The organism is Klebsiella sp. P1954 (genome assembly GCF_018199955.1).
In the GTDB taxonomy this organism is placed as follows: Bacteria; Pseudomonadota; Gammaproteobacteria; order Enterobacterales; family Enterobacteriaceae; genus Klebsiella; species Klebsiella pneumoniae.
Window position 1 is genome coordinate 4,611,908 of sequence record NZ_CP073373.1, and the last position, 24,638, is coordinate 4,636,545.

Below are 24,638 nucleotides of genomic sequence, written 5' to 3' on the forward strand. Positions count from 1 at the left end.
ATACGTAATTAATGCTCAAAAAGTATAGCAATTAAGAGAAATGCGAGGTTATCTTGGAATCTACTAAATATCAAGTTTTCCTGAGTTCCACATATTCTGACTTAGCAGAAGAAAGAGAAAGTATTATAAAAGCTATTTTGGAAATGTATCATATCCCCATTGGGATGGAGATGTTCAGTGCTGAAGATGAAGACCAGTGGGAAATCATCAGACGAACGATTGAAGTTAGTGATTATTATATTCTTGTTTTAGGTTTAAGATATGGTTCAAAAACATCAGATGGCATTAGTTTCACACAAAAAGAATATGAGTATGCCTTAGAAAGAAAGATACCTATTCTTGCGTTTGTCATGAAAGACAATGTGCCTCTACCAATAGATAGAAGGGACGATGATCTCTCAGAAATTAATGGATTTAGAGAATTAGTGTTAAGAAATTCAAAAATGGCTCAATTTTGGGAGACAAAAGACCAGCTTATAAAAAGCGTATCAATTTCATTGATGAAGCAGATCATGCAGAAACCTGGGATAGGATGGATTCGTGGTGATAAGGCAGATATCGATGGAGCTCTTTCAAAAGAGTTAACATCTTTGAGTAAAGAAAACAGAGAGTTACGAAAAAGAGTTTTGGATCTTGAATCAAAAATTTCATTTAGAAAGCCATCGATCGATGTTTCCATAAATAAACCGACTATCGATGAAAATTTCAATTCATATGAAATCCTAACGATGCCTGATGTTTTGAGGTTACAAAATGTGCCATCACATTTACATAAGTATATCTCTGAAGATGACATAGAGAAATATAATAGGGAGATTCCAAGTCAAAATGAATTATTTAATTATAATAAAGAAATTGAAAGATTTTATAAGATAAATAATTATTCATCAGCACTTGAAATATTAGTGTCTAATATAGGAAGTATAAAAGCAACTAATGTATATATAGATATCGAATTTCCTGATGCTTTTTTAATTTATGAGAATGACGACACATTCAGTGAGCCTGAATCGCCTCTTCCAGTTAATCCTATAATTCGAGCGAAATCGGAATATAGTAAAAATAAATATATGCAAAATTCTGCATTATCCCGTTTACAGACACAGTTAGGTGGTGGTTATAGTGTGATGGATCGTTTTCCATCTTTGAATAATAATCTATCATTTCTGAGTAAAATTCCACCTATCAATCAAAAGTGGTGGACAAAACTTGATGGAAGAAAAATCACGATAAAAATTGATAATTTATTACACACGAGAGAGTCATCATTTGATGATGAATACATGATAGTTCCTTTAACAACAGGAAAGCATATAATTGAGGTCAGGATTATATGTGAGGAATATGAAGAAATAGAAACTAGATATATTGAAATTGATATATAAAAAATTATGTGATTAATAGTGTACACCTGATCCGACAGAAACTTGTAGAAATAATCGGTAACTGTCAGGTCAGGTCTGAGCTAAAACAGTTGAATTAGTGAAATTTGTCAAGCTGAGTATTAACTATCATATCTTATAATTCTCACTCATGTTAAGTTTTTAGGCTATAAGTTCAAGACCGCTTTAATTCTTTTGGTAAAAAGGCATCAATTTCACTATCTGAAAAAGTCATATCCTCCAGTTCCTTTAGAGCCTTTTGTGCGGCTATATAAGCTTTGTAATTTGTGCTCGGAGAACCTGCGTATACAGCCTGTAATTCTTTTGTAAGTTTATCTCTTTTTTCTCTTATTTTATCAAGGGATATATCCCCAATACGTATATCAGTCAACAATGAAAGATATTCTTCTCTTATAATCCATAGATCACAGCCAGCTTGCCGATGCTTTTGAGCTAGTTCTCCTAAATCATAATTTTTTGTATATGTATTTAAAATCAAAAGGATGGTTGAGAGGACAACACTGATAATAGCGCTAACGTTGCCCTTGTCAAAGAAAGTTGAAACTATTCCACCTGTAACTAATGCTGATACGACTATTTGCCATAATTTTATGTTTTCATGCTTACGGATAAGTATGTCAGCACATTTTTCATGAGTTTTATGGGAGTAAACGACCCGTCCGTAACATTCTCTTATCTGCCCTTCAAGGATTAAACGGTCTTCATTCATCACGGTTACCCTCGATTACTATTGGTACATGAATTCTATCTTTGGCAACGACAACTCCGTCTTTAACACAATAGCATTCGACAATGTGATCCCCACGAAAATTGGTGGACTCTATTTTCTGTCTCATCCCGGCATCTGCAACTATTTGTCCTCGAATATTATTTTTTCTCTTTGCCACTTCACCTCTATTCAATACTTTCCAGTATATATCATAAGGTTGTATAACTGAAATCTCTTTCACCTCAAACCTTAAATCCTTTTTATTTCGTAGAGGAATATGTCTTGAGATCATATCACGCAGAAAAAACTCTCGAAAACCATTTTGTTTCACTTCACAATCAATTTTTATGTTTTCTTTAATATCCACAGGGAATTTATCTTCGATAAATTCTTCTGTGTTTTTCCATGTTGCGTGGGTATGGATCGAAAGGGATGCCTTTGATACAGTTTCAGCTTTCGGGAACGGGCGACCATAGACCTTTTTCCATTTATCATTTTCATTCGATTGACCGCTAGCATCAATTGCTTCAAGACACAGATGGTATGCTTTTTTAGCTTTCTTTTGAAATTTTTTCTTAACTTTCACTCGTTGACGACTGCCAGGGGCTGAATACTCAGTCTGTTCTTCAAGTTCATGAATATACTTGAAAAAATCTCTACTTAACCAATCATAATAGTGATAGCTCTTATCATCATACTCAGTTGTTGAGTTTAGAAAATTGTATACCAGAGTATCAATCAGAAGCCCTCCCATAGCTAAGCCATGTTTGTTACGCCATGCCCTTATCATTTTACATAGCCGACGGAGGTTGCTATTTTTGTTTGCGTCAAGGTTATTTATAGCTGTCATTTCAGCTCTGGGCTTCGTTATTTTCCAACTGCCACCGTTTTTCGTGTCAGGATATTTATAACTACAATCCTCTTGTTCAAAAACAGGCTGAACTTCAACATGGAAATTGGTATAAGTTACAGTAACGACAAGTCTGTCCACACGAACTTTCGTCGTCGGATACCTTTTTAATATCGCTGATTTGACATCTTGAAGTAGTTCTAATTGTTTACCGTCTTTGTAATTATCCCATTTTGATTTAGGCATAATATATAGCATATCTAGATCTGAAATACCTCTGATTCCCGTTTTTCTCCCAAATGAACCCACTTGTAAAGTATTTGCTGTATTAGATTCGGTATCTCTGAACTGTTTGTTTAAAGCAGTGGTTAACTCACCATAGCGAGAGCTGATTGTTTCTGCATTATTGATAGATAAATTTGATATAAACCCTGAAAACATTTCAGATATAGTCATCGAATGAACTCCTCACTCTTATATTTTTTGTTTATGTACGCTAAGGGTTTGCTACAACTTCACTTTGGATTTGTGCTGTATGAATAAACAGTTATCTTAGCATAACTTAATCGAACGTTCAGGTGTTTATTTTTATTCATTAACATAATGATCTATAGTTATTTTTATGTAATTTGCCCTCTGATCCTACTTGGCGGCACTCCCTACAGAAAAGGCATCAAAACGGCATTTCGGTTTTTTCGTGATCGCCGTATTTACATCAACGAAGGAAAGAACGCAAGTTAATCAATCTGTATCTGCTTGATTAACATAGAATATGTCATCAACTTCCGCTCCTGGCAGAAAGCTGCCATATACAATAAGTTGAGGGGACGCTGTGAGCGAGAAGCGGAAGCTCACAATTGTCGCTACAGCCGATAGGGGCACTACTAACATTGGCGTATCGTATTGAAAGGGGCCAGGTCACCTCGGTCGTACACTCGAATTTATTAAACTGTTTCAGGATAAGCGTGACAATAATCGTTCACAGGCAATACCTGCCGGTGATGGCCCATCACGGCGACGTAGAAAACCAGCAGACAAGAAATCCCAACGTTCGCTGAATGGTGACGATATGCTCAATGCGTTGAAGACATTACAGTCACGTTCTGAGGAAATATTTGGTACAAGGTAATAGCTTCAGTGTTATGATATTTAAGGAGAATCTAAGTGAATCTCCAAAGTTTTAATCCAATAGCATCCATATTGTCAGCAACTAAAAATGGTATATAAGAAAGGTGAAAATAGATGAAATTGAATCCTGAAAAATACAATAGAAAAATCACTCTATTATGTCCTGTATGCGGGAACTCAGAAATGGAACATGCCGAAGATTCGGAGATCGTCAAATGCATAGGATGCGGAAAAATACTCACTAACGATGAGTTAATCCAAGAAAATGGTGTAAGTATTGATGCGCATGTTAATGAAGTAAAAGAAGAATTGACGAAGGATATACAAAAGCAGTTTAACGACATACTGAAGAAAGCTTTTAAGGGAAGTAAAAACATAAGGATCAAATAATGACTACAAGTGACGTCATCGCTTTAGGAGCGCTTGCAGTATCAATCTACACCATTATATCATCCGAGCTTAAATCAAGAAAAAGCGATAGAGAACAAAAGGTTATTAAAGATGAGCAAGATAGATTACGTAAGTTGCTTCTGGAAAAAGAAACAAAGTCAGCTATCAATGAAATGAAGGCTGAGCTTGGTGCTCGCTTGGTAAAAATAGCCAGAAACAATTACAGGCTAAAAATATACAATAGAGGCAAAGTCGAAGCTAGGAATATAGAAATTCACTTTCCTGATAATGACGGTGATGAATACCTTGTAATATCGGATGTAGAAGACAAGTTCCCATATGAGATACTGCATCCGCAACACGGAATTGAGATCATCGCGGGACTAAGTTTCGGTAGCAAAACTAAATATCGAATAAAACTCATATGGGATGATGATTATAAGAGGAGAAATGAAGAGGAGTTTTTCATTTCAATATGAATTAACTCACTCAATGACTGTATGCTAAAAAGGCCGCTGTGGAAGATATTTCTCAGCAGCCTTTTCAACTTTGCTGGCAGGCGGACATCTGAACTTAGCTTGGACACTGCTTTCGTTGCTGGTACATAACCGCCGACTATGAAGTCGCGTATAGCCCAATAATGTCATTGTTGCTTAGCTGATATCATCTTATTTACTCGTATGTGATTGCATATTAAATGGTTTTTGCGACAAGCCTGCACGCATAAATCTAAACCTGAGATATGAAGAAATATTATCTTCATGTGATGAGAGTATCAACTGCCTATTACTTAACTCACAGCGTAGTAAGTCGCTTAAAGAAGCAATATTTATCTCATCAAGAGATTGAGCTGGATCATCTATCAGAACAAGGGGGGACTTCGCATACACTTTATTAAGTGATAGGAAAAAGGCCAAACTTAATGCCGATAGTTGTCCAGAACTCATTGACATGGTTGCGTCATGTTCTGATTTTTCTGCTGTGCAGAACCTCAGTCTATCTCCATTCCCTTCATCTATAAATAGTCCTAAGCCACGTTGGTAGTTTTGGATAAGTCTACCGCTATAAATATGGAACGTTAACTCTATATCAGCGATAGTTTTTTTAGAATAATCTCTGTTTAGTATAGTTAGTTGTTCCTTTAATGTGGTAATTTTCTTTTTAGCATTTGTTAAGGCTTTATCCATATCTAACAAATCGTTAAGCTCTTTTTTTAAAGCTTTAAGTCTAAGATTATTTGCTTCAATCTTTTTGTATAAGAAGTATTTTTCCTTTCGATTGATCTGTGCTAAGTCTAAGTTGAAAACATCATCTGGTGTGGCGAATGATTCATTCAAGACTGATTCCCAACCTCCAGGAAGTGTGATCAGCTCATTTTTCTTTTGCTTACGTATCAGCGATATTAATGATTGTTTTCTTGATTCTATTTCTTCTGGTATATTTGTAAAAGTCTGCGGGTAAGATATTCCGATTTGTGAAAGCCTTTCATTTATTTTTATTATCTTTTCGAAAATACTCTCTGCCTTTTGTAAACTGTCAAACAAGTTCTTGTCAAATTTAAGTTGTGCTTGTGTTTCGACTAAACGCTGTATTTCAGCATCCTTATATTTATTTATTTCATTAAGTTCAGTTTGTAGTAATTTACCTATGTCATCTAATGAGCCTTCTAATAATTTACTTTTAATATCAATCGCGGCTAATAACAAATCTTTTGTGAGCCAGTCGTGCCCGCAAAGTAAACAATTTTTTTCTGATAGAGATGTAGCCTTCTGATGTTCTTCGGTTAATTTCTTTCTTGCTTGGTTAATGTCGACAAGAATAATATTTTTCTTGCCTATTTCGTTTCTATAATTATCTCGAAGTTGTAAACGCTTTTTGAAATCTAAGATATCCAAATTTACATAAGATTTAATTTTGTCTATGTCTTCCTGAGTTATAGAGTCTTCTTTTTTACGCAAAATTCCTAAAGATAAATTGATCCCATTATTAATTTTATTCTTTTGAGTCTGTTCTGGATAGGATTCAATATGGTGTCCTACTTTTATAACCTCTGTTAAAAGTTTTTCGGTTTTTGTTATGAAGTTTTCTATTCTGATATTATCGATAATTACGCGAAGCTGTTCCTTGTTAGTAATTAGATTTTTAATCAATAAAATTTTGTTTTCATTTGCTTTTGTTGTTTCAATGTCAGAAAAAAATGAAGGGTTCTCAACATCCCATGATGGTGTAATAAGATGGGTTGAGATTTTTTCATATTGAACAGGATTATTCTCATTCGTTCCCAACTCACTTATCGCTTGGATTTGTGATATAAGAGAGTTTCTCTTTTCAGTGAAATTAAGGCCATTGATTTTTCTTGTTAATGCTTTTTCAACTCGACCACACAAATTTATATTGTCAGTTAGTTCACTGACATTCATTAAACCACCGATAGCATTTTTCCGCTCTCTTATACTTTTAGCGAAAATAAATGAACTCTGTCCTTGTTCAAGATAGTTGAGGAAGTTGTAGTTCTCAGTGAATTTTTCGCCTAATATTTTATCAAGTTCATTTTGTGTGATTAAGGTGCTGTTTTCGTAGGAGTCTAACAACTCTAATTTATGTAGTTTAAATATATTAAAATTATCTGCTTTATTGTTCTGTATTATTTTTAAATCGTCTGCAAGTGCTCTGCGTGAAAAGTAAAGTTTTTCATTGTTATCATCCGACATCTCCACACTGATTTCGATATCCTCCTCTCCTTTTGTTTTGTTCCAGAAAAGGTTATCACTATAATTTCTAACGCCTCCTGGCATTATTGTTTGACATAGTTGTTCAATTCTCTTTATTTTTCCTGTAAACAATAATTCTAATGCATCATATACGCTCGTTTTGCCATATCCATTAGGACCTTCAAGTGTCAACAAAGAAGAACTCTCAAAATCGAATTCGACTTTATCAAAAGCCTTGAAGTTATTTATTCTCAGCTTTGATAGCTTCCAGTTCTTCATTTATTAATTCCTCAATTAGCATTTCTAAATTTATATCTGTTTGTTTATTTGCTGTGCTGATCTTATTATATGGCTCAGATAGATTTAATGAATCTACCAGTGTATTGATTTGGAGATCAATTGGAACAATATCCTTTTCTATATCAGGCATCTCTAAAAAAGGTAGTTTAATGAAAATTCTAGCTGCCAGATTATACAGGCTAGGTCGGGATGGATCTGCTTTATATGTGGAGAATTCTTCATGATCTGAGAGAACTGCTTTAAGATTATTGAAGTTCTTCCCGGAAATTAATTGATTCTCTTCAGTCGAATAATACAACACATATTTTTTAAAATGATAAGCATTTTCTTCTATATCAAATATACTTTTTTCATATTGCTTGTAATTTGAAAGCTTGTCGAGTTGAAATACTATTATAAGATCAGTGTTTTTTGCAAAGGCTGGTGCTTCTAAAAGTTCAGTTGGAGTGTTATTAATAATTATCTCATTAATAGAACTCGCATCTTCAAGTTTATCTGTTCTGTAGGTTATTATATATCGACGTAATGCATCCTTCTCCTTTTTAAAAAAATGAATATTATCTGACGTACTTTCAATTTTTATAAAGTGGTGGTCTTCAATAGCCTGTTTTATAAATTCATTTAGCATTTAGTTCCGCCTCTGCTTTATCAGTTGATATAACCCTTAAATCAAATTCCCTTACAATATGGTTATTGTTCTCTTTAGTGCCGTTAACTGTTGTAATTTTTTCTGAGGTTGCTGATACTATCGTTTCATCGGATACTTTATAGGCTATTATGTTATTATATTCATAAAGCAATGATGCAAGCGTGGAATTATCCCTTATGTGTTTTTTCAACTCTTCTTGGAATGAAGTATTTCGTCTTCTTCCATCTCTAATTGTCAAAGCTGTTGGAAGGTATTTGTTTATTTTTTTTGAATAATGAGGCAAGCCTATCAGATTTGGTATGTGAGATATTGCTGATACTACATCAAGATAATCCCGGACATCATCTTCATTTATAACATTGTTTTGTCTATGAGGCTGCAAAGAGGTATGCATCTGTATGGCAGAGTTATAATTTAAGCTATAAATAAATCTGAAAACGTTTGATATCGATTCAATTTGCCTCTCGCTAAAAGCGTCTAAGTCATTGTAGAACTCAGTTTCAATAATATTTGTTATTTTTTCTTTGGTTAATAATGCATGGTATACTTCGTCTGTACGATTAAGGGGAGGGGAGATTAGTAGTGCCAAAAAAATGCTACTTGCTATTCTATTATGGTAGGCAGCATAGTCTTGAGTTTGTCCCTTATGAACTAAGTTGTGAATCAAAATTACTTTGTTGGTTATAAATTCAGAGAGTAAAGTAGATTTTTCAATAATTAAATTTTTTGTTTTAATCAAATTATTGGTATCTAAAAATAATTCAATTTGCTCATCAATCAATTCATTTATTTTTGATAGTAAACAGTATTTAATATCGCCATAACTGTAAAACTCAACTATTTTTCCATCATTGCTTATGTAATTTTCAAAATTATCAAGTTTTTTAGCTACATGAAAATATCTGATTGTATCTTCATCACAGTCAGTAGCTATACATGCTGCTTTATAAATAGCTTTGACATATTCAGAACGATATTGCGATAACTTTGCTTTCACTTGATGAGTTGAAATCACCTTGCCATCACAATAAATAGCAAAGTCATCAGTGCTATCTAATTGCAACTCAAAATCATCAATTATTCTCTGTTGAAATGATTTCTCTGTTAATAATTTCAGGCAGTGATAAAGAGCCACTTTCCCTTGGTAAACAAAGCCCCCCCAAGAACTGATCGCACTTCCTGGCAGTGTTTCCTCTATGTTAGACATTTTTTATCCTATGAAAATTTTTACTAAACATAGCTATAAATCAGAATTCTTACATAGACATACTAATCATTTTAAGTGCGATTGAAATGCAAAATGTTCACTCTCTTGCTCATAACTGTGAGAAAGCTCAATTATGAGAGAAGCTAAAGATTTTAATCGGTATATCCTTCTGTTGAGGTTAACTTGCCAGTAACACTGATTGATGAGTTTCCAAAGGATGCTGCTTCTACATACTCACCCCACCAGCTCATCATCTCTCTACGCTGTTCAAGGTATTGAGCGCGATTGTAGGCTCTCCTAACTTCGTTAGTATCGATATGTGCTAATGCTGCTTCGATCACATCAGGAGGAAATCCTTTCTCGTTAAGGACTGTTGAGGCAATCGCTCTCATCCCATGAGCGACAAGAAGATCTTTGAAGCCCATCCGTTTAAGCGCCATGTTTGCTGTCTGACTATTCATTGGTTCAAGTGGATTACGGTAGCCAGGAAAAACATAATCTCTGTGCTTACTGATGGGCTTCATTACTTCCAGAATAGCCAAAGCTTGCTCAGAAAGCGGAACGATATGCTCACGCTTCATCTTCATGCGGCCAGCAGGGATACGCCATTCTTTTGCGTCAAAGTCGATCTCATCCCAGCGAGTCGTTGACGCTTCGGCAGGTCGGATCATCGTAAGTAATTGCCATTCGATAAGACAGCGGGTTTGTCGTCCGATACTGGCAAATGCCAGAGTTTTCATTAAAAGGGGGAGTTGCTCTGGAGGTAGGGCAGGGCGGTGCTTTACCTTAGGTTTATGAAATGTTCGCCCGATTCGTGCTGCGGGGTTTACAGATACCAGCCCAGAATTGAGGGCGTAATCCATAACTTCATTTATACGCTGGCTTAGACGTTTAACCGTTTCGAGTCTTCCGGCTGCGTGTGTTGGCTCTAACGCTCCGATGAACTGCTGAGCCGTGATGTTAGCAATGGGCATAGAGCCAATATGTGGGAATACATATTTACTCATAGAACGCCAGATATCGTTTAACGTATGAGTTGCCAGCCCCGCTGATTCTTTGGTTTTGAACCATTCGGCAGCGACCTTTTGAAAAGTGTTTTCAGTGGCATTTTTTTGCCGCAACTGTTCAGTTTTTTTATGTTCCTGCGGATCAATATCTTTGCTTAATAGAAGACGGGCATCTTCACGAAGTTGACGTGCCTCAGAGAGAGATACAGCAGGGTAAGCACCAAAGCTAATCATGGCGCGTTTGCGAGTGAAAGGTTTGTAATAGCGGAATCGCCAGAGTTTTGAGCCACCGGGCTTCACCAGTAGTTCTAAGCCGTCCCCGTCATACAGGATAGTGGCACGTTCAGTCGCTTTGGAATTTTTGACTTCGGTGTTGTTAAGGGGCTTTGTCTGACGCGCCATATCATTCTCCAATCACTGGTTAGGCATATGGCTCAGACGACACAATGGATTGTATGCCTAAAGATATGCCTAAAAATGTTGGATTTCACTGTATCAGTGTGGACTTTGCTAGACAACAGAAAAACAGCAGGTCTATGCAACCTACTGTATATTCTGTTTTTTATAGTCTTGTCTGGACTTCACTAGACAAAACGTTGGGGGAAATTTGGTCGGCACGAGAGGATTTGAACCTCCGACCCCCGACACCCCATGACGGTGCGCTACCAGGCTGCGCTACGTGCCGACGCGTGGGGAACAATATTACCCGTTCTCCAGGCGAATGCAAGCGGGTCACGCGCGATTGATTCATAATTAATCAATCAGTTAGCGATAAAGCGTTTTTCGTCAGTCAGGACCTGCAGCAACAGACTGAGCTGCGGTTTCTGATCTTTAATTTTCTCGCCGTCGCGGCTCCAGGTGGTATAGGTGCCGTTATGGTTGAGGACCACGGTGATGGTCGGGGTGGTGATGGCCAGCGTATCGCCGTTGGCCGCGGTGACCCAGTTACGACGCCGCGCGGCGCTGAACAGATCTTCTCCCTGCGAGTACTCATTGGCCGGCGTCGAAACGTGAAGCAGGCGCTGCATCAGCGTAGTCATCACATCTTTGTTATCGGTCAGGGTGGCAATCTCCTGCGCCGGCGTGCCCGGCCAGTGAATAACCAGCGGCACCTGCAGCTGCTCGCGCGACCAGTCGAACGCGTCGTGTTTCGCATTCAGCGGCTTGCCGTGGCCGCCGGTAATAATTACCACCGTATTATCGAGTTTGCCGGCTTCGCGCAGCGCAGTCAGCACCCGATCGATCTGGGCATCAACGTCGCCAGCCGCCTTGCTGTAGCGGCGGACAAAGCCCTGCTGCTGCGTGTCGTCGAGGGTGGTGCCATTGAGCGAGATCCACGAGAACCAGCGATTCTCATCCTGCGCGTAACGGTCCAGCCAGCCGATCCACTGATTGGCCGTCTGCTCGTCGCTCTGGGTCTTCGCGCTCGGCAGCGAGAAATCGGAGAGCAGCGCCTGGCGATACAGCGGGCTGCTAAACCCATCGGAGGAGAAGAGGCCCAGCTGGTAGCCCTGCTGGTTGAGGGCGGTAATCAGCGCGGCGGGAATACGCGCCGAGAGGACACCGTCCATATAGCCAGGCGAAATACCATAGAACAAGCCAAACAGGCCGCTGTCGGCGGTATTGCCCGAGCTCATATGCTGGGTAAAGTTAACGTTTTCTTTGGCAAATGCCGCCAGCGCCGGCATGGTCTTTTCAAACCGCGAGTAGTTCAGGTTGTCGACGGTGATCAGCAGCACGTTGTAGCCCGCGCCGAGGTCACGGTAGCGCAGGTTGCTAAGCGGATACTGGACCGATACCGCCTCCGGCGCCCCTTGCTCCACCAGACGACGCTGATAATCCTGGGCGTCGAGCAGGCCATGTTTCTCAAGGAAACGACGGGCGGTCATCGGATAGGAGAGCGGCAGATTCGCCCGCTGCATAGTGATCGGGCGATAGAAATTGGCGTCCGCCCAGATATAGACCAGGTGGCTGCTGACGAACGACAAAAAGAAGAACCAGGCGACCGGGCGGGCGTAATGGCGGCGGCGCGTCAGGCTGCGCAGCTTTTGCCAGCTCCAGGTGGCGAAGAGCATTTCAATCAAAAAGATGACCGGGACGCTGATAAACATCAGCTGCCAGTCGCGCGCCATCTCATTCTGGTCAGGGTTGATGACCAGCTCCCAGACGACCGGGTTTAAGTGCAGATGGAAGCGGGTAAAAACCTCGCTGTCTATCAGCAGCAGCGTCATCCCGGCGGTGGCAAGGATCACCGACAGGAAGCGCATCAGGCGCTGCGAGACCACGATAAAGGTCAACGGAAAGAGGATCAGCACATAGCTGGTAAACACCAGAAAGCTGAAATGCCCGACGAGACTGACGTACGAAAACAGTCGTCCGGCAAGCGTCGTCGGCCAGTCGGCGACAAAAAGGTAGCGGCTGCCGAGCACCATGGCCAACAACATGTTGAACAGGGCGAACCAGTGCCCCCAGCTAACCATCTGGGAGACTTTTTCTCGGTAGGGCTGACGTAGAGTCACCATATACTGTTGCTGTTATCCTTAATGCGCTGGATCGTCGTTAATCGAAGATTGCAAAGCCTGCGCGAAAGAACGGGCGATGGCCTGACGCTGCGCCGGCGCGACGCTACTGTTGATCAGGTTGGTCACCATATTGCCTAACACCATCAGTGAAAGGTCCACCGGGGCTTTGTGTGATTCCAGGACGTTCGTCAGCTCGCTGAGCAACTGTTCGACCTGTTGATCGCTATAGCGGGAAATTTGCGGCATAAACTCAAAATCTGTTTGTTCGTGAAAGGGCAACATATTACCGTAGCAGCAGCTTTTTTTCCGCATTTTTTCGCCGCGGCGCAAAAGCGCATCAATCGACGGTAACGACGTCGAAATGTGTGGCGCCAGTTGCGTCGGCCACCCGGCGGTGGTTGAATACCGCCCGGTCTAAAAGGAGAGTTTAACATGAGTCTGGATATCGACCAGATTGCCCTGCATCAGTTAATCAAACGTGATGAACAAAATCTGGAGCTGGTGCTGCGCGAGTCACTGCTGGAGCCGAACGCGACGGTCGTCGAGATGATGGCTGAACTGCACCGGGTCTATAGCGCCAAAAGCAAAGCCTATGGCTTGTTCAGTGAAGAGAGCGAACTGGCCCAGGCGCTGCGCCTGCAGCGTCAGGGGGAAGAAGAGTTTCTGGCGTTTAGCCGCGCGGCGACCGGTCGCCTGCGCGATGAGCTGGCGAAATACCCGTTCGCCGAAGGAGGCATTGTCCTCTTCTGCCAGTATCGTTACCTTGCGGTCGAGTATCTGCTGGTGGCGGTACTCAATAACCTGAGCAGTATGCGCGTCAACGAAGAGCTGGATATCCGCTCGACCCATTATCTGGATATTAACCATGCCGATATCGTCGCGCGCATCGATCTCACCGAGTGGGAAACCAACCCGGAGTCGACCCGCTATCTGACCTTCCTGAAAGGGCGGGTAGGGCGCAAAGTGGCCGATTTCTTTATGGATTTCCTCGGCGCCAGCGAAGGGCTTAACGCCAAAGCGCAGAACCGCGGCCTGCTGCAGGCGGTGGATGACTTCGCCGCCGATGCCCAGCTTGATAAATCCGAGCGACAGAACGTGCGCCAGCAGGTCTACGCCTACTGCAACGAACAGCTGCAGGCTGGGGAAGAGATTGAGCTGGAGTCGCTGTCCAAAGAGCTCGCCGGCGTCAGCGAAAAGAGCTTCCAGGAATTCACCGCTGAGCAGGGCTATGAGCTGGAAGAGAGCTTCCCGGCGGATCGCAGCACCTTACGTCAGCTGACCAAGTTTGCCGGCAGCGGCGGCGGATTGACCATTAACTTCGACGCCATGCTGCTGGGCGAACGCGTATTCTGGGATCCCGCCACTGATACCCTGACCATTAAGGGTACCCCGCCGAATCTGCGCGACCAGCTGCAGCGCCGGACGTCAGGCGGCAATTAAGCCCTGCGCCCCGGCGGCGCTACCGCTGAACGGGGACGATCTCCACGCCGCTCTGCACCAACTGTTGGCGCAGCGCGGCGTCGGGTTCTCCATCGACAATCAGCGTACTGGCGAGGCTCAGCTCGCCGATGGCAAAGGCCGACGCGGCGTTGAGCTTCTCCCGGGAGGCCATTACCACGGTTTCTGCCGCCCTGGCCGTCAGCGCGCGCTTGATGCCTGCCTCTTCGTAATCACCGGTGGTGAAACCCGCCCGCGGGTGGACGCCGGTCACCCCCATAAAGAACAGATCGGCGTTGATCCGCGCCATTCCCGCCAGCGTCTCGGCGCCGACGGCGACAACCGAATGTTTAAATACTCTGCCGCCGAGCAGGATCACCTCGATTCGCGGGTGGTCCACCAGCGCCACGGCGATGCCCGGGCTGTGGGTGACCACCGTGCAGCTGAGGTCGGCGGGTAAAAAGCCGATCATCGCCGCGGTGGTGGTGCCGCCATCGACAATCACCACCTGTCCCGGCTGGATCAGGGCGGCGGCGGCGCGGGCGACCGCCTGCTTGGAGGCGATCTGCACGCTTTTGCGCGTTTCAATTGGCGCAATGGCGGCGGATACCGGCAATGCCCCGCCATGGACCCGCTGCAGTTTTCCCTCCGCCGCCAGCTCGCGCAGATCGCGGCGAATGGAGTCCTCGGAGACGTTAAACCGCTGGCTTAGCTCCCCGGACATCACCTGTTTTTCCTCGGTGAGGATCTGGAGGATCTGCTGTTTTCTCTGACTGGCGAGCATCGGTTTTCCTTCATCGAATGATCTTGTTTGTGCATGATTATGCATGTTATGGTGCCTGCTGTCACCTCAAAGGGGAAATAACATGCAAACACATGCACCGCACGTCCGCCACGTTCGCGAGACGCTGCTCTCGGATAACTGGTACACGTTGAAAAAATATACCTTCGAACTGCTGCGTCGGGACGGTCGCTGGCAGGAGCAGAGCCGCGAGGCTTATGACCGGGGCAACGGCGCAGTCATTTTACTCTACAACCGGGAAAAGCGGACGGTGGTCCTGACCCGTCAGTTCCGTTTTCCGGTATTTACTCATGGCCACGACGGATATCTCATTGAGGCGGCTGCCGGGCTGTTGGATAACGCCTCGCCGGAGGCGCGGATCGTTGCCGAAGCGGAAGAGGAGACCGGCTTTCGCGTGACCCGTGTCGAACCCGTCTTCACCGTCTTTATGAGCCCCGGCTCCGTCACCGAAAAACTCTACTTTTTTATCGCCGAATATCAGGCCGATGACCGTCGGGGCGACGGCGGCGGACTGGCGGCGGAAGGTGAGGACATTGAAGTACTGGAGTGGCCGCTGACGCGGGCGCTGCAGGCCATTCGCGATGGCGAGATCATGGATGCTAAAACCATTATCCTGCTGCAACACCTGGCGCTGAATGCCGACACGCTCCTCGCCGGCTGAGCGGCAAGGAGCGGGGAGTTAACGCAGCTCGCGGGCAATGGCGCTGTACATCAGCGCCGCTTCCAACGGCTGAGCGTTGAAGGAAGGTTCCGCCTGCGGCCAGGTCGACCACTGGACGATCACCAGGTGTTCCGCGCGGTTCACCATGATCACCTGGCCGTAGATCCCCAGCGCCCACAGCGACCCTTTAAGCCCTTCCTGCGGCGTCGGCTGGACGTTTTGCGCATTCGCCGGAATTGCGTTATTCCACCACTGATAGCCGTAAATACCCTCCGGATGCGCTGCCGAGACCGAGTTTAGCGCCTTGGTCCAGCTGGCGGCTTGATCGAACCAGCCAGCCGGCACCAGCTGTTTGCCATTGCTTAACCGACCGTCACGGGCGACGAATTCACCAAAGCGGCCCCAGTCTTCAAGGGTGGCGTTAAAGCCGTGGGCGCCGACGTCGTGCTTCCCTTGCTGATAAGCATGCCACACGCCGTCGTGGGCCATCCCGGCCGGCTGCCATAGAGCCTGTTCAAGCCAGGCGGCCAGCGACATGCCGGTGGAGCGCTCCAGGATATCCCCAAGCAGCCAGGCGCCGCCGGAAGAGTAGGACCACTGCTCGCCCGCCGGGTGTTGACGCGCCAGGCCGGTGACGATCTTACGCACGCAGGCATAGGCGCCGGGGTGCGCTTCACACTGGGTCAGGCGGGCGAAATGCGACTGCGGGTCGGTGTAGTCTTCATTCCATTCCACCCCGCTGGTGTGTTGAATCAACTGCTTCAGCGTTACGCCGTCCCAGGCGGTGCCTTTCAGTTCGGGTTCATAAACGGTAATCAGGTCATCAAGGGAGTGGATTTTACCCTGTTGAATGGCGATACCGACCAGCGTCGAGACCACCGATTTGCCTACCGAGCGCGAGGTCCACAGGGTGGTGTCGGTATTACCTTCGGCGAGATATTTCCAGGCGACTTTACCATCTTTCAGCACCAGCATACCGCTGACGTTCTCGCGCTTCAGGTAATCCTGCAAATTCCAGGTGTGGCCGTTGAGCGTATAGCGGGCATCGGTCAGTTGTTTTTCAGCGCGCTCCAGCGGCGTCGAGGCGCCGTGGCGGAAGACATCGCCGATATAGTTGCGATAGTCATTGCGAAAGCCAATCACGCGTGAAGTCTGATCCCAGCTGAGCATGTCTTTGGCCGCGGGTAGCGTTTGATCGTAAGGCGTTGGGCAGACATCCAGCGTCAGGCTGCCGCAGTGTTGCGCCATTGCCGCCGCCGGCAGAGCCGCCAATATTAACGCCAGGGCCAGTGGTTTTCTTATCATTGTCATTTCCTCGTTTGCCATAGATTCGCTGCGCAGTATATAAATCGGCGCGCGCCGGCTAAAATCAGCACATGGGGGATTTTCCCCCTTAAGGGAGAAAAAGGATGAAAACCCTACAGTACTCATTCGCACAGATTGAAGCCTTCGCGACGATTGCTGAGACCGGCAGCCTGTCGCAGGCGGCCATTCGTTTAGCTAAAGACCGGACCACGCTGCGCGATCTGCTGGACTATCTGGAAGATGCTCTGGGCTACCGGCTGTTCAGCCGTGAAGGACGTAGCCTGACGCTAACTGCCGAGGGTGAGCAGCTGTTTCGCCAGGCGCATCTGCTGTTGCGTCAGGCGCAGGCTTTCGAGTCTTTTGCGCAAACGCTGCCGCAAACCGCCGGGCAGGCGCTGCGTCTGGTGTACGATCCCTTCGTGCCGCGTGAATTTCTCTGTGCGCTGGCCGATAACCTGGCCCGACGGCAGATCCGCCTGAGCTGCTGGAGCGCCTCGCGTCGCGAAGCCGAGCAGGCGCTGAGCGATGGCGTGGCGGAGATGGCGATATGTCAGGCTAACAACCGCACGCTGGGGAGCGAAATGGAGTGGCGGGCGCTCGGCACCGTGGATCTGCGTTTCTACGCGGCGGACAGCCTGTTCCACGACGCTCCGCGGCCGCTGACGCTATTGAATCTTTCGTTGACGCCGCAGTTAGTGATGCACCGGCGCAGTGACGATCAAATCGCCCGCCGGCTGCAGATTTCCGGCCATACGCTGTATATGAATGAAATTACCCTGTTGCGCCATGCGCTGGAGCAGGGGAGGGGCTGGGGGTTTTTACCGGACCATTTGCGACCAGGCGAGTGGCAGGGAGTCAGTGAAATCGCGACGGAGGTCGGCAGTCAGGGGCTGAACGTCACTATGGTGATGCTCTGGCTGCCCGGAATGAATAAGCATCGGATGCTTAGCGACATCGTGCACGAGGCGCCGGAGCTTTGGCAGCGCAGATAACAAAACGCCCCGGAGCCTGAGACCCCGGGGCGCTTGCCATACAACTTGCTATCGGCGATTACGCGCGAACGAAGTCGATGTGAGTCAGTTTCGGCTTGAACGCGTGGCGCTGAACAGCCTGAACTTTGACTTTTTCTTCTTTGCCATCAACAACGACGGTCAGAACTTCGCTGTAAAACTCAGCTTTGTCCTGCATGTTCCATACTTTGTCGTGGTCCAGTTCGATAGCAACCGGAGCAGCTGCGCCACCGTAGATGATTGCCGGGAACTTGTTAGCTGCGCGCAGGCGGCGGCTCGCACCCTTACCCTGCTCTTTACGTACTTCTGCGTTGATAGTAAACATTGATGTCTCTCTATATAAAGCCTGCTACAGGCGACCCAGCAACAGGCGGATTATCTGCTTTGCGAATGCAAAAGCGGGCGGCATTATAGCCGCCAAACGACACCCGGGCAATCAAAACCTCAGCTTTCCGGTAATTAACGCAGCTCGTTGGCGCGACGAAAACGCCCCTGATAATCGAACACTTTTTCCCGCACCTGCCAGTACTGCCCCTTCATGCGGGCGACGACAAAGTCCGGATGGCGCAGCAGCGCCTGCTGGGTCACGATATCCGCCGGCGTTATCCAGCGCAGCGGCACCCCGGGGGTGCGGGTATGCGGGCGAATAAAAAGTTGTTCGAAGGCGGTGCGCTGGGCGGGGGTCTGCAGACGGAAGCGCTCACTGACATCCGCCCCGTCTTCATCGTAGTAGGTGATTTTCAGCCACGGGCCCTTCTCGTCGCCGCCGTGCTGCAGGGCCATGCCGCTGCAGCGCAGCACCAGCGCGTCCTTCAGTTTCAGCGCCGCCTTCAGCATATCGTCCGGGTCAACCAGTATAGTGTCGCACTCCCGGCAACGGCGGGCGGCGATGTCGTTTTCCGCATTACACTGCGGACAGTTTTTAAAGCGAAAGCGGAAGTCGCATTGTTCGCGGTGGCCGTCGTCATCTTCGAACCACCCCTGGCAGCGGCGGCCAAAGTGTTCAATCAAGGTGCCGTCGGCGGTGGTTTTGCCCCAGAAGGTATTGGCGAAGCCGCAGGCCGGGCAGAAGACCTGCACCGGCACGTTGTCGCTTTTGCCCTTCGGCGTCCCCACTTCCGGGGCATACAGGTCATGCGGATTGCCGGCGTAGTCGAGGATCAGACAGTCGGTTTTCCCCGGCGCCAGGCGCAGACCGCGGCCAACGATCTGTTGGTAAAGACTCACCGACTCGGTGGGGCGGAGGATGGCGATCAGGTCGACGTGCGGGGCGTCGAAGCCGGTGGTCAGCACCGCGACGTTCACCAGATAGCGATACGCCTGCGCTTTAAAGGCCTCGATGATGCGATCCCGCTCCGGCCCAGGCGTTTCGCCGGTGATCAGCGCCGCCTGGCCTACCGGCAGCAGGCCGGTCACTTCCCGGGCGTGTTCCACGGTGGCGGCAAAGATCATCACCCCTTTGCGGTTTTCGGCGAACTCCACGATCTGGCTGACAATATGCGGCGTGATACGCTGTTGTTTTTTCAGCTCATGGTTAAGATCGGCTTCGCTGAACAGGCCGTTGCTTTGCGCCTGCAGGCGGCTGAAATCGTACTGCACCACCGGCATATCGAGGCGCTCCGGCGGCGTCAGATAGCCGTGTTTAATCATATAGCGCAGCGGTAGCTCATAGATGCAGTCGCGGAACAGGGCCTTTTCATCGCCGCGCACCATCCCATGATAATGGAACTGATAGATCCAGCCCTTGCCAAGGCGGAACGGCGTGGCCGTCAGGCCGAGCAGCCGGATCTGCGGATTGACCTGCCGCAGGTGACCGATGATCTGCTGATACTGGCTGTCGTCATCATCGCTGATGCGGTGGCATTCATCGACGATGAGTAGCGAAAATTCGCTGCGAAACTGGTCGAGATTGCGTGCCACCGACTGCACGCTGCCGAACACCACTTTGCCGTGACTCTCTTTTCGCTGCAGGCCGGCGGCGAAGATATCCGCCTCGAGGCCAAGGGCGCAGTATTTGGCATGGTTCTGCGCCACCAGCTCTTTGACATGGGCCAGCACCAGCACGCGGCCGCGCGCCAGCCTGGCAAGCTCGGCGATCACCAGACTTTTGCCCGCGCCGGTGGGCAGGACAATCGCCGCCGGCTCGGTATGGCGACGGAACCAGGCGAGGGTGGCATCGACGGCTTCTTGTTGGTAAGGACGTAATGTAAAAGTCATGAATTCACGGGGCTAATTAACTGGCGAATAGTATGCCATGAATCTTTTCCCTTGAGTGGTGTTAAGAGCCCGTTATACTAGCCGGTGAAATTCTTCTTTTTCGGGCGATTTGCCCGCTCCAGCACTATGACAGGCTAAAAAAATCTCATGCGACTTGATAAGTTTATCGCTCAGCAGCTGGGCGTCAGCCGGGCTATTGCCGGGCGTGAAATTCGCGGCAGCCGCGTTACCGTGGACGGCGACATTGTGAAAGATGCCTCTTTTAAGCTCCAGCCGGAGCACGAGGTGGAGTATGACGGAAATACGCTGACCCAGCAGAATGGCCCGCGTTACTTTATGCTCAACAAGCCGCAAGGGTACGTCTGTTCCACCGACGATCCCGATCATCCGACTATCCTTTATTTCCTCGACGAGCCGGTGGCGCATAAGCTGCACGCCGCCGGACGGCTGGATATCGACACCACCGGGCTGGTGCTGATGACCGATGACGGCCAGTGGTCGCATCGCATTACCTCGCCGCGCCACCACTGTGAAAAAACCTATCTGGTGGCGCTGGAAAGCCCGCTGGCGGAAGGGACCGCGGAGCTGTTCGCCAAAGGCGTCCAGCTGCATAACGAAAAAGATCTCACCAAACCGGCGTTGCTGGAAGTTATCACTCCGACCGAAGTGCGCCTCACCATCAGCGAAGGCCGCTACCATCAGGTGAAACGCATGTTCGCCGCCGTGGGCAACCACGTGGTTGGCCTGCATCGGGAACGCATCGGCGACATCCTGCTGGATGAATCGCTGGCGCCGGGTGAATATCGTCCGCTGACGGAAGCGGAAATCGCCAGCGTGGGCGCCCCGCAGCCACGGAGTAAAACGTGACGCTGAAGCAGAATTCTTCACTGGGGATTGTGTTTATCCTTGGCCTGCTGGCCATGCTGATGCCGCTGTCTATTGATATGTATCTTCCGGCCCTGCCGGTGATTGCCGCCCAGTATAACGTCCCGGACGGCAGCGCGCAGATGACGCTCAGCACCTATATCCTCGGCTTTGCGCTGGGTCAGCTGCTGTACGGCCCGATGGCGGACAGCCTTGGCCGCAAGCCGGTGATCCTCGGCGGGACGCTGGTCTTCGCGGCGGCGGCGGTAGCCTGCGCCCTGTCGCAAACCGTCGATATGCTGATTGTCATGCGTTTCTTCCACGGTCTGGCAGCCGCGGCGGCCAGCGTGGTGATTAACGCCCTGATGCGCGACATCTATCCGAAAGATGAGTTTTCGCGCATGATGTCGTTTGTCATGCTGGTCACGACCATTGCGCCGCTGGTGGCGCCGATGGTCGGCGGGGCGGTGTTGGTCTGGTTCAGCTGGCATGCCATCTTTTGGATCCTCGCCCTGGTGGCCCTGCTGGCCTCGCTGATGATCGGCCTGTTTATCCGCGAAACGCTGCCGGCTGAAAGGCGTCAGCCGTTCCATCTGCGCACCACGCTGGGTAACTTTGCCACTCTGTTCCGCCACAAGCGGGTACTGAGCTATATGCTGGCGAGCGGCTTTAGCTTCGCGGGAATGTTCTCATTCCTTAGCGCCGGTCCCTTTGTCTACATCAATATAAACCACGTCGCGCCTCAGCACTTTGGCTACTATTTTGCGCTGAACATCGTTTTTCTGTTTCTGATGACCATGTTCAACAGCCGGTTTGTGCGGCGGGTAGGGGCGTTGCGTATGTTCCGCGCCGGGCTGTGGATCCAGTTTGCCATGGCGGTGTGGATGGTGGTCTGCGCGCTGCTGGATGTCGGCTTTTGGTCACTGGTGATCGGCGTAGCGGCCTTTGTCGGCTGCGTATCCATGGTGTCGTCTAACGCCATGGCGGTGATCCTCGATGAGTTTCCGCATATGGCGGGCACTGCTTCGTCGCTGGCGGGGACTTTCCGTTTCGGTATCGGGGCGATTATCGGCGCGCTGCTGTCGATGGCGACGTTTACCACCGCCTGGCCGATGCTGATCTCTATTGCCTTCTGCGCAACCTGCTCTATTTTCTTCTCGCTTTACGCATCCCGGCGGCGAAAAATCGCACGCTAGGTCACATTTTCAGGGGCGAAATCGCCCCTTTCTTGATGCATGTCAACCGCAATGGGCTTCAGGGTTCTGCGATTTGTTTCCTTTATGTAAAATCAATTAGTGTAAAAAGTCGCATTGTTGCGATAAAAAAGTTGTTTTGGATCACAGAAACGGGTACATATAGCGCCAATTGGCTCGCCAGGTATAAAAAATAAAGCGCTGGATTATAAGCGCTTAACCCTGGTCCGCCGCCGCTGTAAACGTTTTCTGCCTCAAGGCAGGACTATTTGTCAACAGTGTGTTAATATTGATGTAAATTTATTGTGAAGCCTTTTGCTTCCGGGGAAACCAAGTGAATACACAACAACTCTCTATCGTACACCGTCTGCCGCAGAGCTATCGCTGGCTGGCCGGTTTTGCGGGTTCCAGAGTTGAACCGATTCCGCAAAACGGCGCGCAGAACGAGAACAGTCTCGTTGCCCTGAAATTGCTGAGCCCGGACGGTGAGAAAGCCTGGCCGGTGATGCATAAGCTCAGCCAGGCGTTAAGCGACATCGAAGTCGACTGTTCCGTGCTGGAGTGCGAAGGTGAACCCTGCCTGTTCGTAAACCTGCAGGATGAGTTTGCCGCCACCTGTCGTCTGAAAAACTTTGGCGTGGCCATCGCCGAGCCCTTCTCCGGCAATAACCCTTTCTGACCGTCAGCTTAGCGCCAGCAGCTGGCGGGTATACTCATGCCGGGGTGCGCTGAAGACGGACTTGCACTCGCCCTGTTCGACCACCTCTCCCTGACGCAGCACCATCACCTGGTGACACAGCGCCCGCACCACGCCTAAATCATGGCTGATAAAAATATAGGCCAGCTGATGCTTTCGCTGTAAGGCTTTCAGCAGGTTCAGGATCTGCGCCTGAACGGTTTTGTCCAGCGATGAGGTCGGTTCATCGAGGACGATCAGCTGCGGTTTGACGATCAACGCTCTGGCGATGGCGATACGCTGTCGCTGGCCACCGGAGAACGCCGCCGGATAGCGCTGGCGGCTGGCCGGGTCGAGGCCGACCTCCTGCATGGCAAGGATCACCGCCTGTTCGCGTTCGGCCGCCGTCAGCGTCGGCTGGTGGACGCGCAAGCCTTCCTCAATGATCTGCTGCGCCGTGAGGCGCGGATTGAGCGACGAGTTCGGATCCTGAAAAACCACCTGCATCTGTCGGCGCAGCGGTAGCAGCTGTCGGCGGTTACGGCCCTGAATCGGCTGGCCGGCGAAGGTTATCTTGCCCCCGGACGGGATCAGGCGCAGCAGGGCCAGGCCGGTGGTACTTTTACCGGAACCCGATTCCCCCACCAGGCCCAGCGTCTCGCCGGCGCGCAGCTGAAAGCTAAGGCTGTTGACCACCCGATGATGATCGACCACCCGACGCAGGATCCCTTTGCGAACGGGAAACGCCACCTTTAAATCGTCCGCCTGCAGCAGCACCGGGGCATCGGCGGCCAGCGGCACAGGCTCCCCGTCCGGCTCGCTATCCAGCAGGCGTTGGGTGTAGGGATGCGCTGGCGCGCTGAACAGCGCCCGACAGTCATTGTGTTCCACGCAGCGGCCGTTCTGCATTACCGCCACCCGGTCAGCCAGCTGGCGGACGATGCTCAGGTTATGAGTGATAAACAGCAGCCCCATGTTCAGCTCCTGCTTCAGCTCGCGCAGCAGTTGCAGAATTTGCGCCTGCACCGATACGTCCAGGGCGGTAGTCGGCTCGTCAGCGATCAGCAGCTCCGGGCGCGTCAGCAGCGCCATGGCGATCATCACCCGCTGGCGCTCGCCGCCGGAGAGCTGATGCGGATAGTCCGCCAGCCGCCGCGGCGCCTGACGGATCCCGACGCGCTCCAGGCAGTCGAGGATCTCCCCGCGCGCCGCCTGTTTGCGCATTCCCCGGTGTAACGACAGCACCTCGTAGAGCTGTTTTTCCAGGGTGTGCAGAGGATTGAGCGATACCATCGGTTCCTGAAAGATCATCGCGATCCGGTTGCCGCGCACGCCGCGCAGGGTCGCCTCATCCGCATGCAGCAGCGACTGGCCATGAAAACGGATGTCACCGCTGGGGTAGCTGGCCGGCGGGGTAGGGAGCAGCCGCAGCACCGACAGGGCGGAGATGCTCTTACCGGAGCCGGATTCGCCCACCAGGGCCAGCGTTTCGCCGACCGCCACCTCGAGCGACAGATTGTGCACCACGGTCTGCGTCTCACCCTGCTGGCGAAAGGCAATAGAGAGATTGTCGATAGCTAACAGCGGGTGGGTCATA

22 protein-coding genes, 1 tRNA gene and 1 pseudogene are annotated in these 24,638 nt (G+C 48.7%); 10 read left to right on the top strand and 14 right to left on the bottom strand.

The window, feature by feature from the left end:
- Positions 1–53 precede the first annotated feature (53 nt).
- Entirely contained in the window at positions 54–1,385 is a 1,332-nt protein-coding gene (locus KB890_RS22260) for a DUF4062 domain-containing protein (protein ID WP_020324475.1), read from the top strand.
- 172 nt (positions 1,386–1,557) lie between these two features.
- Here KB890_RS22260 and KB890_RS22265 read toward each other — a convergent pair whose 3' ends face one another.
- Complete coding sequence (locus tag KB890_RS22265) at positions 1,558–2,112, bottom strand: SLATT domain-containing protein (protein WP_020324465.1); 555 nt, start codon at positions 2,110–2,112, stop codon at positions 1,558–1,560.
- Positions 2,105–3,418, bottom strand: a complete 1,314-nt coding sequence (locus KB890_RS22270; protein WP_020324454.1) for a nucleotide-binding domain-containing protein — start codon at positions 3,416–3,418, stop codon at positions 2,105–2,107. The genes KB890_RS22265 and KB890_RS22270 overlap by 8 nt, the downstream gene beginning before the upstream one ends.
- 466 nt (positions 3,419–3,884) lie before the next feature.
- Between KB890_RS22270 and KB890_RS22275 the strand changes: the two are divergent.
- The 3 genes and pseudogenes from KB890_RS22275 to KB890_RS22285 form a co-directional block, all read left to right on the top strand.
- Positions 3,885–4,091 (top strand): annotated as a pseudogene (locus KB890_RS22275) (ISNCY family transposase); the annotation flags it as partial.
- 113 nt (positions 4,092–4,204) lie between these two features.
- On the top strand, positions 4,205–4,480 hold the full coding sequence (locus KB890_RS22280) for an ECs_2282 family putative zinc-binding protein (protein WP_031280849.1): 276 nt from the start codon (positions 4,205–4,207) through the stop codon (positions 4,478–4,480).
- Positions 4,480–4,959, top strand: coding sequence for a hypothetical protein (locus KB890_RS22285; RefSeq protein ID WP_022631300.1), 480 nt, complete (start codon positions 4,480–4,482; stop codon positions 4,957–4,959). Before KB890_RS22280 ends, KB890_RS22285 begins: the two co-directional genes overlap by 1 nt.
- Positions 4,960–5,148: 189 nt before the next feature.
- On the opposite strand, the gene KB890_RS22290 is transcribed toward KB890_RS22285, so the two are convergent.
- The 7 genes from KB890_RS22290 to KB890_RS22320 all read right to left on the bottom strand — a co-directional run bounded on the left by KB890_RS22290 (position 5,149) and on the right by KB890_RS22320 (position 13,122).
- Positions 5,149–7,470, bottom strand: a complete 2,322-nt coding sequence (locus KB890_RS22290) for an AAA family ATPase (protein ID WP_020324484.1) — start codon at positions 7,468–7,470, stop codon at positions 5,149–5,151.
- The gene (locus KB890_RS22295) at positions 7,433–8,119 is read right to left on the bottom strand and encodes an ABC-three component system middle component 1 (protein WP_020324450.1); all 687 of its coding nucleotides are present in this window, start codon (positions 8,117–8,119) and stop codon (positions 7,433–7,435) included. Before KB890_RS22295 ends, KB890_RS22290 begins: the two co-directional genes overlap by 38 nt.
- On the bottom strand, positions 8,109–9,347 hold the full coding sequence (locus KB890_RS22300; protein WP_022631301.1) for an ABC-three component system protein: 1,239 nt from the start codon (positions 9,345–9,347) through the stop codon (positions 8,109–8,111). The genes KB890_RS22295 and KB890_RS22300 overlap by 11 nt, the downstream gene beginning before the upstream one ends.
- Positions 9,348–9,499: 152 nt before the next feature.
- A complete protein-coding gene (locus KB890_RS22305; RefSeq protein WP_020324474.1) occupies positions 9,500–10,756 on the bottom strand; it encodes an integrase domain-containing protein in 1,257 nt (418 codons plus the stop codon).
- A 206-nt stretch (positions 10,757–10,962) separates the two neighbouring features.
- A tRNA-Pro gene (locus tag KB890_RS22310) sits at positions 10,963–11,039 on the bottom strand.
- Between the two features lie 76 nt (positions 11,040–11,115).
- Positions 11,116–12,876 (bottom strand): LPS biosynthesis-modulating metalloenzyme YejM, encoded by a 1,761-nt coding sequence (gene yejM / locus KB890_RS22315; RefSeq protein ID WP_002912990.1) that lies wholly within the window; start codon positions 12,874–12,876, stop codon positions 11,116–11,118.
- An 18-nt stretch (positions 12,877–12,894) separates the two neighbouring features.
- Positions 12,895–13,122 (bottom strand): YejL family protein, encoded by a 228-nt coding sequence (locus KB890_RS22320; RefSeq protein ID WP_004195346.1) that lies wholly within the window; start codon positions 13,120–13,122, stop codon positions 12,895–12,897.
- A gap of 186 nt (positions 13,123–13,308) precedes the next feature.
- Here KB890_RS22320 and yejK point away from each other — a divergent pair, with 186 nt between their 5' ends.
- Positions 13,309–14,316, top strand: coding sequence for a nucleoid-associated protein YejK (gene yejK / locus KB890_RS22325; RefSeq protein ID WP_020324366.1), 1,008 nt, complete (start codon positions 13,309–13,311; stop codon positions 14,314–14,316).
- Positions 14,317–14,335: 19 nt separating this feature from the next.
- Here the strand turns inward: yejK and KB890_RS22330 are convergent, their stop codons facing one another.
- Positions 14,336–15,097: a DeoR/GlpR family DNA-binding transcription regulator gene (locus tag KB890_RS22330; protein ID WP_002912986.1), complete on the bottom strand. Its 762-nt coding sequence runs from the start codon at positions 15,095–15,097 to the stop codon at positions 14,336–14,338.
- 82 nt (positions 15,098–15,179) lie between these two features.
- Here KB890_RS22330 and KB890_RS22335 point away from each other — a divergent pair, with 82 nt between their 5' ends.
- Positions 15,180–15,776, top strand: coding sequence for an NUDIX domain-containing protein (locus KB890_RS22335; protein WP_004144265.1), 597 nt, complete (start codon positions 15,180–15,182; stop codon positions 15,774–15,776).
- Positions 15,777–15,794: 18 nt separating this feature from the next.
- On the opposite strand, the gene KB890_RS22340 is transcribed toward KB890_RS22335, so the two are convergent.
- Complete coding sequence (locus KB890_RS22340; protein ID WP_019704991.1) at positions 15,795–17,081, bottom strand: serine hydrolase domain-containing protein; 1,287 nt, start codon at positions 17,079–17,081, stop codon at positions 15,795–15,797.
- Between the two features lie 104 nt (positions 17,082–17,185).
- On the opposite strand from KB890_RS22340, the gene KB890_RS22345 reads away from it, so the two are divergent.
- Positions 17,186–18,073 (top strand): LysR family transcriptional regulator, encoded by an 888-nt coding sequence (locus tag KB890_RS22345; protein WP_002912983.1) that lies wholly within the window; start codon positions 17,186–17,188, stop codon positions 18,071–18,073.
- Positions 18,074–18,131: 58 nt separating this feature from the next.
- Here the strand turns inward: KB890_RS22345 and rplY are convergent, their stop codons facing one another.
- On the bottom strand, positions 18,132–18,416 hold the full coding sequence (rplY, locus tag KB890_RS22350) for a 50S ribosomal protein L25 (RefSeq protein WP_004189006.1): 285 nt from the start codon (positions 18,414–18,416) through the stop codon (positions 18,132–18,134).
- 134 nt (positions 18,417–18,550) lie between these two features.
- Complete coding sequence (locus KB890_RS22355; protein ID WP_004144263.1) at positions 18,551–20,308, bottom strand: DEAD/DEAH box helicase; 1,758 nt, start codon at positions 20,306–20,308, stop codon at positions 18,551–18,553.
- A gap of 147 nt (positions 20,309–20,455) precedes the next feature.
- On the opposite strand from KB890_RS22355, the gene rsuA reads away from it, so the two are divergent.
- The 3 genes from rsuA (at position 20,456) to KB890_RS22370 (ending at position 23,044) form a co-directional block, all read left to right on the top strand.
- The gene (gene rsuA / locus KB890_RS22360; RefSeq protein ID WP_002912977.1) at positions 20,456–21,175 is read left to right on the top strand and encodes a 16S rRNA pseudouridine(516) synthase RsuA; all 720 of its coding nucleotides are present in this window, start codon (positions 20,456–20,458) and stop codon (positions 21,173–21,175) included.
- Positions 21,172–22,368: a Bcr/CflA family multidrug efflux MFS transporter gene (locus KB890_RS22365; protein ID WP_002912975.1), complete on the top strand. Its 1,197-nt coding sequence runs from the start codon at positions 21,172–21,174 to the stop codon at positions 22,366–22,368. The genes rsuA and KB890_RS22365 overlap by 4 nt, the downstream gene beginning before the upstream one ends.
- 331 nt (positions 22,369–22,699) lie before the next feature.
- Positions 22,700–23,044, top strand: a complete 345-nt coding sequence (locus tag KB890_RS22370) for a YejG family protein (RefSeq protein WP_002912974.1) — start codon at positions 22,700–22,702, stop codon at positions 23,042–23,044.
- Positions 23,045–23,047: 3 nt separating this feature from the next.
- On the opposite strand, the gene yejF is transcribed toward KB890_RS22370, so the two are convergent.
- The gene (gene yejF / locus KB890_RS22375) at positions 23,048–24,637 is read right to left on the bottom strand and encodes a microcin C ABC transporter ATP-binding protein YejF (protein WP_004151118.1); all 1,590 of its coding nucleotides are present in this window, start codon (positions 24,635–24,637) and stop codon (positions 23,048–23,050) included.
- Position 24,638: the final 1 nt, after the last annotated feature.